Genomic DNA, 9,468 nt, shown 5'->3' with positions numbered 1-9,468 from the left:
TCACCCGGCTCGATGGTCGGGCGCATGGTCAGCTCCGGCGACTTGCCGTCGGCGCCTGCCGGACCCGTCAGGCCGATCGAGCCGTCCGAGCCGTCGATGCCAACGCCGGTCTCGCCGTCCTTGCCATCCACACCGATGTAGCCATCCTCGCCGTCTTCACCGTCGGCACCCGGGCCACCCACGCTCAGGTCGCTGCCCAGCGCGAGGTCGACCTCGTTGTCCTTCACCGTGGTGACGATGCTGCCGTCCTCACTGGTGTAGGCCACGGTCTCGCCCAACTTGACATTGTCCTCGGTCGCCGCCGGATCGGTCAGATCGGCGTTGTCCGCGGTGATGTTGAAGCCGGTGTTGACGATGTCGTCACCTGACTGATCGACGTACTTCTTGTTGACCACTTCGTAGTCGTTGGTGATCTGGTCCGGCTCGACGTTATAGATGGCTTCGTTATTGACCACCTCGAAGTTGTCGCCCAGATGGGTATCGCCCTCGACGGTCAGGCTGTCACCGATGGTCACGTTGTCGGCCAGGTCGAAGGTCACGTCATCGCTGTCGGCGGTCTTGCTCACCACGATGTTGCCGTCGGCGTTGTTCAGATCGACGGTTTCGCCCGGTGCCACATTGCTGGCATTTTCGCCCTGGGCACTGATGTCCCAGCCGGTGTTGGCCACGTCGCTGACCTCTTCCAGCTGATCGACGTTCACCGCGTCGGTGCCATCTTCGCCGGGGGCCAGGCCGGTGATCTTGCCGCTGTCGCCCTCGTTGATGGTCACGTCGCCGAACTGCGGCTGATCGCTCATCTGCAGCGCGATCTCGCCGGTTGCCGGATCGGTCACCGTCTTCAGGTTGGCGCCACTGTAGGTGTCGCCCGCGGTGGCTTCGCCGGTCACCGCCAGGGTCTCGCCCAGGTCGCGGTGGACTGTCTCGCCTTCGTTGCCCGAGAAGTTCAAGCCCTCGGCGATCAGCTCGTCGCCCGAGTCATCGACGTACTTCTTGTTGACGACATGGGTGTCCTCAGTGATCGGGCCATCGTAGTGCGCCTCGTTATTGACCACCTCGAAGTTGTCGCCCAGGTAGGTGTCACCGTTGACCGTGGTATCACCCTCGACGGTCAGGCTGTCGCCGATGGTCACGTTGTCGGCCAGGTCGAAGGTAACTTCCTCGCGACCGTTATTGGTCACCTGGCTGATCGCCAGATTGCCATCCGCGTTACGCAGGTTGACTTCGCCGTCCGGCGCCACGTTGCTAGCCGCGCCGTCCTGAGTGCTCAGGTTCCAGCCGGCGTTGGCAGTTTCGCTGACGTTCTCGATCGCCTTGTTGGTGGCGAACAACTGAGAACCGTTGATGGCATCGGTGCTGAACTCCGAGACACGCCCCGCCGCCACATTGGTGATGGTGCGCTTATAACTATCGCTACCCACACTCACTGTCGCCAGTGGATCGGTGCCGGCAAAGTCATAGGTCATGCCGTCGATCGTGACATTGCTGGTGCCAACGGCCTCCGAGGTCTGCGTAAAGCTACCCAGCGCGACGCTGTCCTGATCGGTCGCATGCGCCTGCTGCCCGATCGCCACGGAGCCCAGAAGGTCGGCCGCCGCCCGATCCCCCAGTGCTGTACTGCTTTCCACGGCATCCGTCGCATTACCAATAGCGATGCCATCGATGCCGGTCGCCTTGGCGTCGATACCCATGGCAATGGAGTTCTGTCCAGACGCCTCGCTATCTTGCCCCAAGGCGAGACTGGCCGAGTGCGATGCTTCGGCGTTGAGGCCCATGGCGACCGCATTGCGATCCAGGGACGTGGCGTTCTTGCCGATCGCCACACCACCGGCTTCGACGGCACTGGCATTCACACCAGCCGCCATGGAATCCAGGCCCGTGGCGCCATCATTGTCGTAGTTACCCTTTGGCACGCCGCCGTCGTTGACGCTGTAGTAGTGCGTCTCCACCCCATCAACGTACTCCTTGTTGACGACATGGGTTTCATCGGTGATCGGGCCATCGTAGTGGACTTCGTTGTTGACCACCTCGAAGTTGTCACCCAGATGGGTGTCGCCCTCGACGGTCAGGCTATCACCGATGGTCACGTTGTCGGCCAGGTCGAAGGTCACGTCATCGCTGTCGGCGGTCTTGCTCACCACGATGTTGCCGTCGTCGTTGTTCAGGTCGACGGTCTCGCCCGGTGCCACATTGGTCGCGTTTTCGCCCTGGGCACTGATGTCCCAGCCGGCGTTGGCCACGTCGCTGACGCTTTTAAGCTGTGCCACGTTGACCGCATCAGAGTCTTCGGTACCAGCAGCGACACCGGTAATCTGGCGATAGACGCCATTATAGGCATCCCCGACCGCCACCGCTCCGGTGGTGCTAGCTGTAGCGGCGATGGCCGGATCCAGTCCATCAGCGGCGCCGGTGATCGGGTTATAGCCCTGGATGCCTGCCCCGGTGTCGGCAATCGAACCGTTACCGAGCGATACCCCTTCGGCTACCGTGACATCCGCACCGTTGCCCATCACGAAGGCATCGGCTACATCGACATTGCTGTCGTTACCAATGATACGGCTGCCATCGGCAGTACCGGCCAGCATATTACGGTTACCGAAGGCGCCTGCTTCGTCGGCATCGATGGTATTGTCGTTGCCTAACGCGTAGGAGCCGGCTCCCGTGACAATGTTAGGTTCGCCGATGGCACCGGAAGCATCGCCGGAAACCTCGTTAGCGGTACCGATGGATATCGATTGGATGCCACTTGCAATGGCATCGGTACCGATCGCGATCGTTTCATCCGCACTTGCGACCGCACCACTAGCAATCGCAACAGCATCCTGCCCCAGAGCTTCAGTACGCCCTTGCTCCGCCCACAACACACCGGACTGGTGATCCGTATCTCCGGCGCTATCGAGATCGGCGGTACCAATCGCAATTGATCGACTGCCTTCCGCCACTGCAGAGTGGCCCACCGCGAAAGAACCGCGCCCCTTGGCTGCTGCCTGGTTACCCAAGGCTTGCGCGAAATCTTCCACCGCGGCGGATTGACGGCCGATGGCCAGGCTGGTGTTACCGCCTGCCCACGCAGAGGGGCCGATCGCCATGCCAGCGATTTTATCAACCTTGGCGCTGGCCCCCAGCGCAACCCCAAAGTTATGCGAATAAGCATCGGAACCCAGCGCAACGCCACCCGCGCGTGACTCAGTGTTTTTCCCAATGGAGACAGCACGCCCGGGGCGATCAGGAAAGAGTCGCGGCGCATCTTCGCCGATATCTTCGCCATTGCCAGTCTGGTAGTGATAGGGATTACCCCGATCGTACAAGTAGGTATCCTGTCCGGCATCGTGATTAGTGCCATAAGCACCAGCGGACCGTCCGATCGCTACCGTCCCCTCCTGCTGGGCGTATGTATTATCACCGACGGCAGTGGACGATGCCCCTTGCGCATAGGCCTCTGTCCCCGCAGCGAGGGAATCGACACCGACCGCTCCACCGTTATAGTAGTTGCTTTGCTGGGTTCCACCATCATTGACACTGTAGTAGTGCACACTGCCGCCACCAGTGCCACCAGCTGCCGAGAAGGTCAGCTGATTGCCATTACGCACAATGTCGACATTGTTTCCGGCAACAAAATCGACAGTACCGCCCGGAGCGACATTGGTACTACCACCGCCAGCTACGGAAAGGTTCCAGCCCTGGCTAGCATAATCCGCCTTGGTATCCACGGCGGCCAACTGCGAAACGTTGACCGCATCGGTATCCGCCGAGCCGGCGGCTACATTGGTAATACGCCGTTCACCGCCAACGTCTCCCACTGAGACTTCACTGCTGGCGGTCGGGGCCGCTACCGCCATCAGATTGCCGTCAACATCAACGGGCTGATAAGGCGCATTGGCAAGGCCACCACCATCAGCTACTGAGCCAGAGCCAAGAGCCACGCTATCGGTATGCGAAGACTCAGCACCAGCCCCAATGGCGATGGCTCTCTCTCCACCGGCGGCAGAGTACGCCCCTTGGGCAACGGCTCGATAACCAGAGGCCTGGGACGCCGGTCCCAAGGCTATGGCACCATCATTATCAGCTTTAGCCTCTCTGCCTTGAGCAATGGAAGAATTGCCAGTTGAGGTGGACTGCACGCCCTGAGCAATGGCCCGATAACCGGAAGCCTGTGATTCTGACCCCAGAGCCATGGCACCATCATTGTTGGCCGTCGCCTCTCTGCCGAGGGCCATGGAAGAATGGTCAGTAGCTCGCGCCCAAGCACCTAGAGTTATCGAGTTATCACCATCTGCTTGTGAAGAGTACCCTAACGCCACCGCCCGAACACCATCAGCGCGGTGGCGTGTGAAGTTTGTCCAGGTACCATCATCCTCGGGAGCTTGGCTATTACCAATGGCAATTGAGTTATTACCTCTGGCTTTTACTGCGTTCCCCATGGCAACGGCATTTGTACCGCTCGCATACGTATTTCTGTTACGCGCAGAGCCGATAGCAATCCCCCGATGAGCCAGCGCCTGCGCCCCTGCACCTATCGCGGTTCCTACCCACGCCCCCGAATTCGCCTCCTCCGGTTTTCCCGCTTTAGCATTATGCCCCAGCGCTACCGAACCAACAGCACTCGCCCCCTTCCCCAGCGCCACACCGCGCTGATAGACATCAGCAGGAAGCTGCTCATTGATCAACGTAACGTTTCCCGCATCGCTACCCTGACCAATTGCCACTGAACCCTCGCTGGTGACAGTACTCCCCCGACCAACGGCAATAGCATCACTAACAGCACTGGCATTACGACCAACGGCCACAGCGCTATCACCTGCATCCGCATACCGCCCAACGGCTACGCCATATGGATTCGCTTCCGATTGACTCCCCACGGCCACCGCGTAATCCCAGGCAGTGGCGTTAACCCCCAACCCAGTTGCAGATTTTTTAGCAAATGCCGACCTGCCAAGCGCCGTACCATATTCTCCATTGACCTTTGACTCACTACCAATGGCGGTAGCGAAGTCCCAACAAGCCCTGGCATCCGTGCCAACGGCGAGCCTCGTTTTACCATCATCAGTAGTACAGTCGATGCCACCACCAAGCTGAACACCATACGCCGGACTGACGGTAACAGCACCCCCGACGGCGGCCATACTGAACAGCACCGCCAGCGCCGATTTATGCAAAGAGCCGACCAAGCCAGTTGCCCCTCCATCCTTGCGACGCGCCCGCGCCGCCTCGGAGGCTACGACCAGTTGCCCGACATGCCGATTCCAGACCAGACGGAACACTTTATTCATTACGATTCCTCCGACTACTCAGCGTCCTTCTGTCGTTGACGCCGATAAGCCATTTGCATGTTGCAGACGCCTTACCTGGTATCTCGGCTTGCATTTAATAAACACGCCCGCCAAAGGCTCGGGTCTGATTTCCCTATAAAACGTAGAGACGGATAATTTCGGAGAAAGACGCTAGCACAGCCAGCACTCTCAAGAACCGGCTGTTACATAATTTCATGACCAAGACCGAGCAAAAAACTATTCATCTAAATTCACAAACTCTCTCCTTCTTCATCAATGACTCACCACCAAAACAATCATTAAAAACCTTAAAAACATAAGCAACAAAAAACCTTATAATCACACCTTAGAATTTAATAGCACACTGACATAAAAAAAATAATAAAGAACAACGCACCAAAAAAACATCTACACTGTAAAAAAACCACAAAGCCCCACAACAAGGCTTCATAATTCAAAAAACAGTTAGTCACTACCAACCATCCCAAGCAACAATGAACAAGTGTCACTTACAGGCTACGTTTCGACGCGCTTTAGCGTATGCTAGACATACTTTCACGATGACCTATCTCCTTCATGCGATGTCGAGCACAGGAGTGAAAAGATGAACAAGTGGTATCGATATGGCCTGACGGGGCTTTGTTTTACCGCCATATTGCTCGTTTCGGCGGCACACGCCGATAATGACATCTCGTCCGAGCGCTATCGCGTGCAACCAGGCGATACGCTCTGGGAGATCACGGAACGCTACCGCGGTGAAGCCAGGGAATGGCCTATCGTCCGAGATGCCAATCGGGTGAGGGAGCCTCGCCATATACAGCCCGGTGACGTTCTGGATCTACCGCCCCTGCCCGATCTGACCGCCGAGGTTCGACATCGGGAAGGCACCGCCTGGTTGGTCAAGGACAGTGGCGAACGTATCTCGCTGCGCGAGGACATGGCTCTTGTCCCCGGCGATACCGTGGAAACCACGAGCCATGCCTTCGTATCGCTGCGCCTGCCCCATGGCGAGGACGTAGTATTGCCCTCCAGTTCTCGAGCGGTCCTGAAGCGACAGGATCGTCGTAGCACTCGCCTTTATCTTGAACGTGGCGAACTGGAAGCTCGGGTACCGGTGCAACGCGACCATCGCGAGGTGCTGAGCATCGACACCCCGACAGGGATCGTCGGGGTGCGGGGTACACATTTTCGGGTAACATATGCCGATGACGGCACGCGCGTCAGTACCCTGGAAGGCGAAGTGGCCTTGAGCCAAGGAGAACGCACCACCAGCGTATCCGCCGGTCAGGGGGCACGCTCGAGCTCAACGTCCCCCGCCCAGATTACCGACCTTCTCCCCGCTCCCGTTCTGAAGGAAGACGATTCTCCCTTCGATCAACCCTTGCAGGTTGACTTGTCAGCCGTCTCAGGTGCCGAAACCTATCGAGTGCAACTGGCACGAGACCCCGACTTCCAGACCATCTTTCGCGAGCAGCGTGGCGACTCACGCTCCATTACCTTCGAGGCGGTCCCTCAAGGTTTCTACTATGCGCGCGGTTCTGCGGTCGACGCCCAGGGCTTCGAGGGACTCTACGACCGCCAACTGGTCTTGCATCGTCCGGTAAACGCAAGCCTGGAGACCACCGAGGGTGGCTACGTCTTCCACTGGACCGATATCCCTAGCCTGGAATATCGCCTACAGTTATCCGAAGACGAGACATTCAATGACCCCTTCATGAGCCGGTCATTCTCGGGGAGCCAGGGGGTCACCCTGCGCAATCTGCCGACGGAGGACTTCTTCTGGCGATTGCAGGTATCGGGTATCGGGAATGATGCCGTGGACTCCACCGTCGTGGCCTCCGGGAGGCAAGGTGCCGCACGCCAGCCATAGTCTTTTTCGTGGTCTGACCCAAACTTGGCTATTGATCGGCATCCTATTGGTGGTGCTTTCTTGGTGGGCAGGGCAACGCTCCTGGTTCACCGATGCTTATATCTATGACCGATTGCTGACGACTCAGACACTGTCGCCAAGTGACGATATTCTGATCGCGGCCATCGATGAACGCAGTCTGGAAGCGTTAGGCCAGTGGCCATGGCCGCGCGACGTACACGCGGGCCTGCTGGATCGCCTGGCCGATGCCGACACCAGCGCCGTGCTATTCGATGTGGTGTTTGCCGAACCCGCACGCCAGCCACACCAGGACCAGCGCCTGGCCCGGGCTCTGGAGCGTCATGGTCATGCCTTCCTGCCCGTGATCCATGTGCAGAACAATGGACTCTCAGCGGATTCCAGTCGCCTGCCACCGATCGCCCCTCTCCGCAATGCGGCTGGCGGCATCGGTCATATCGATATCAGGGCGGACTTCGATGGTGTCGTACGCCGTATTCATTTGCGGGAAAATCACACCCCCCAACTGACGCTGCGACTCTACGAGGACCTGGTAGCGTGGAATCACACGACACCCTCCGATACCACTCGACGCCTCCTGGCCGGTGACAACCGCGACATCGACGTCCGCATCCCTTACCGAGGCCCAACATACCACTATCCTCGCGTCTCCTACGTCGATATCCTCGAAGGGCGACTGCCCCGCTCCTTGTTGGAGGGTCGCATCGTCATGATCGGCGCCACGGCCAAGGGCCTGGGGGATCGCCATCCAACCCCTTTCGGTGGCGCCGACGGGGGTATGCCAGGCATCGAGATACAGGCCAACCTGCTGGGCGGGCTACTACAAGGCGACATCATTCAGGACCTTCCCGCCTGGGCATCTTCGGCGCTCTCCACGCTCCCCTTGCTGCTCTTCATGGCTTTGGTCTGGGTATTCCAGTTCCGGTACATGGCCAAGCTGACACTCGCCGTCCTGGTCATGGTACTGCTCTGTACCTGGGGATTGCTGGCCGCTGGCTGGTGGTGGCCCCCGACGGTCAGCCTTTGTTCGGTTCTCGCGGCCTGCATTCTCATCAGTTGGCGTAGCCAGACCACGGCGTTGCGCTGGTTCCAACAGGAGATCGGACGCCTCGAGGATGAACCCAGCATCGTTCCGGAACCAGCTCCCGAGCAGACGAAGGAGTGGGGGCTCGTTCTACATCAGCGTCTCCGTGCCCTCGAGCGTGCCATCACTCGCATCCGGAACACGCGCCGATTCATTACCGACTCGATGAATTCACTGCCCATCGCCACCCTGGTGGTGGATATGCAAGGCCATATCATTCTGCCCAGCACCCAGGCCAAGCAACTGCTCCAGCGCTACCGAATCGACGACAGAGGTACGATCCAAGACCTGCTGGATGTCATGATCCCGGAGGGGCGGGCCATCGCCGGGCAAGACGGCGGAGACGATAGCAATGGACTCGGAGCGCTCGACGACTCCCTCTACAAGGGCAGTGACGAGCGCCATTACCATCTCAAGGTGTCTCAGCTGGTTACCGCTGTCGACGACTTCGAGGTTGGCTGGCTGATCGGACTAGTGGATGTCACCAGCGAACGACAGGCGGAAGAGCAGCGTGCCAGCCTGCTGCGCTTCCTGTCCCATGACCTGAAAGCCCCGCAGTCCAGTATCCTGGCCCTGGTTCATCTGCAGCGCTCCTCGTCATCCCCGTTGTCCGAAGACGATTTACTCGACCGTGTGGCGCAGCAGGCGCGCAACGCTCTGACGCTCACGGACAGTTTCATGCAACTGACGAAGATCGAGTTCGGTGCCATGAATGAGGACTTCGTGCTGCTTTCCGACGTGATTCTGGAGGCCGTCGATCAAGCCTGGCCGGCAGCACAACAGCGGTCCATCACCATCGACTGCGATGCCGAAGACGAGTGCCCGATAGAGGGCGATCGCGCCTACCTGTTGAGGGCGGTGTTCAATCTGCTGGATAACGCCATCAAGTACAGCCCACCCGATACCTGCGTATCGATCACGGCCAGGGAGACAACACACGGTATTACACTCGAGCTCCAGGATCAGGGGGTCGGTATTCCCGAACAGGATCTACCGCATATTTTCGACAGCTATCAGCGCAGCTCCGGCGCCAGCCTGTCAGCGGGCTATGGCTTGGGTCTGTCGTTGGTGAAATCAGTGGTGGAACGGCACGGCGGCACCATCGAGTGCCGGAGCACCGAGAACGTCGGTACCCACTTCCTGCTGATGTTCCCGGTACAGCCGGACCTTGCCGATGAGAGTGATGAGGAAGACGCCGCAGAGAACGAAGCCAACGCGTAGCCGTCGCC

General features: G+C 59.1%; 3 protein-coding genes. 2 read left to right on the top strand and 1 reads right to left on the bottom strand.

Annotation, left to right across the window (positions count from 1 at the left end; all coding sequences use genetic code 11):
* The coding region (locus tag RSO41_RS08780; RefSeq protein WP_315618739.1) for an ESPR-type extended signal peptide-containing protein at positions 1 to 5,267 on the bottom strand (5,267 nt) is incomplete at its 3' end.
* A gap of 604 nt (positions 5,268 to 5,871) precedes the next feature.
* On the opposite strand from RSO41_RS08780, the gene RSO41_RS08775 reads away from it, so the two are divergent.
* On the top strand, positions 5,872 to 7,137 hold the full coding sequence (locus RSO41_RS08775) for a FecR domain-containing protein (protein ID WP_315618738.1): 1,266 nt from the start codon (positions 5,872 to 5,874) through the stop codon (positions 7,135 to 7,137).
* Positions 7,118 to 9,460, top strand: coding sequence for a CHASE2 domain-containing protein (locus tag RSO41_RS08770; RefSeq protein ID WP_315618737.1), 2,343 nt, complete (start codon positions 7,118 to 7,120; stop codon positions 9,458 to 9,460). Before RSO41_RS08775 ends, RSO41_RS08770 begins: the two co-directional genes overlap by 20 nt.
* The last annotated feature ends 8 nt before the right edge of the window (positions 9,461 to 9,468 follow it).

This window comes from Halomonas sp. I1 (assembly GCF_032334135.1).
Taxonomy (GTDB): Bacteria; Pseudomonadota; Gammaproteobacteria; order Pseudomonadales; family Halomonadaceae; genus Halomonas.
The sequence above is the reverse complement of the archived record's forward strand: the minus strand, read 5'-3'. Positions and strand labels throughout refer to the sequence as shown.